Annotated in this window: 1 protein-coding gene; it reads left to right on the top strand. The window is 76.0% G+C overall.

Annotated elements, in window-relative coordinates; all coding sequences use genetic code 11:
* Positions 1-1,389, top strand: a 1,389-nt coding sequence (locus tag KS423_RS45385) for an FAD-binding oxidoreductase (protein ID WP_224285503.1), incomplete at its 5' end; no start/stop codon positions are given.
* Between the last annotated feature and the right edge of the window lie 75 nt (positions 1,390-1,464).

The following is a 1,464-nucleotide window of genomic DNA, read 5'->3' as shown; positions in this document are numbered from 1 at the left end:
GTCGGCGAGGCGCACGTCAGCGCCGCCGACGCCGACCGGCTGCCGCGCGCCGGCGGCAAGTCCACCCCCGACCTGCTGCGCCGCCGCAGCCGCGAAGCGCAGGACGCCCCCGACGCCGTCGTGCTGCCCGGCAACGAGCAGGAGGTCGCCGCCGTCCTCGCGGTGTGCGCCGAACGCCGCATCGCCGTCGTCCCGTTCGGCGGCGGCACCAGCGTCGTCGGTGGACTCGACCCCGAGCGCGGTGCGTTCGACTCCGTTGTCTCGCTCGACCTGCGCCGCTTCGACCAGCTGCTCGACCTGGACGAGACCTCCGGCGAGGCCGTCCTCGGCGCGGGCCTCACCGGCCCGGCCGCGGAGGAACTGCTCGCCGAACGCGGCTGGGAACTCGGCCACTACCCGCAGAGCTTCCGCTACGCCACCATCGGCGGCTTCGCGGCCACCCGCTCCTCCGGCCAGGACTCCGCCGGGTACGGGCGCTTCGACGAGATGGTGCGCGGGCTGCGCGTCGTCACCCCCGCCGGGGTGCTCGACCTCGGCCGCGCCCCCGCCTCCGCCGCCGGCCCCGACCTTCGCCAGCTCTTCCTCGGCTCCGAGGGCACCCTCGGCGTGATCACCGCCGTCCGGCTGCGCGTCCACCCCCTGCCCGCCGTCAAGGCGTACGAGGCGTGGAGCTTCCCCGACTTCGCCACCGGCACGGCCGCGCTGCGTGCCGTCGAGCAGCAGGGCACCGGCCCCACCGTGATCCGGCTCTCCGACGAGGCCGAGACCATGATCAACCTGGCCATGACCGAGCAGATCGGCGGCGCCCCGGCGGTCAGCGGCTGCCTGGCCGTCACCGTGTTCGAGGGCAGCGCCGCCCAGGTCGCCGCCCGGCAGCAGCTCACCCGCGACGCCCTGATCGCCGCCGGCGGCACCTCGCTCGGCGAGGCCCCCGCCCGGGCCTGGGAGCACGGCCGGTTCAACGCCCCCTACCTGCGCGACTCGCTGCTCAGCGCGGGCGCGCTGTGCGAGACCCTGGAGACCGCGACCGACTGGAGCCGGCTGCCGGCCCTGCGCACCGCCGTCACCGAGGCGCTCACCGGCGCCCTGCCCGGCTCCCTCGTGCTCTGCCACATCTCGCACGTCTACCCGACCGGCGCCTCGCTCTACTTCACCGTCGTCGCCGCCCTCGGCGAGGACCCGCTCAGCCGCTGGGGCGCCGCCAAGCGCGCCGCCGGGGACGCCATCCTCGGCGCGGGCGGCACCATCAGCCACCACCACGCCGTCGGCGCCGACCACCGGCCCTGGATGACCGAGGAGGTCGGCGAGCTGGGCGTGCGCATCCTGCGCGCCGTCAAGGCCGAACTCGACCCGGCGGGCATCCTCAACCCGGGCAAGTTGATCCCGTGAACGAGGTGAGAACCGTCCGCAGGGTCGCCGTTCTCACCAACCCGGCGGCGGGCGTCGGCCACGCCGAGCCCGCCG

The sequence above is a fragment of the Streptomyces sp. LS1784 genome, assembly GCF_020103755.1.
Lineage (GTDB): Bacteria > Actinomycetota > Actinomycetes > Streptomycetales > Streptomycetaceae > Kitasatospora.
Note: the sequence above shows the minus strand (reverse complement) of the source record. Positions and strands in the feature narration are given on the sequence as shown.